Genomic DNA, 349 nt, shown 5'->3' on the forward strand with positions numbered 1-349 from the left:
ATTTATCATGACGGGCACGACATCACTTGTATAAGGCACAGGCTACGCCGATATTTTTTTCCCAATTTATTTTTCGATTACTTTCTCCCTCTTTAGATTGGTATTGAGCAAAGGGATTGCAGGCCGTCTGAAAACTCTTCTGAACAAAATCATAAGGAATTGGTATTTCGCACCCACCCGCAATCACTGGCAATAAACGGGAATACAGTTGTTTTTTTGCTCTCTTTTTCTTATCCTCTAATTCAGATTTGGTAAGAACTGTCTCGGCAATACGCTCTAAAGATGGCGCTGTAAATAACCAAGGCTTACCCTCTTTAGGTTTATATGATTGGTACCAAGAAAAATCATC

1 protein-coding gene is annotated in these 349 nt (G+C 39.3%); it reads right to left on the reverse strand.

All coding sequences use genetic code 11. The features are described from left to right. Positions 1–22 precede the first annotated feature (22 nt). Positions 23–349, reverse strand: a 327-nt coding sequence (locus tag Q5762_RS37520; protein WP_315896790.1) for a hypothetical protein, incomplete at its 5' end; no start/stop codon positions are given.

The organism is Streptomyces sp. P9(2023), from assembly GCF_032436795.1.
Classification (GTDB): Bacteria; Actinomycetota; Actinomycetes; order Streptomycetales; family Streptomycetaceae; genus Streptomyces.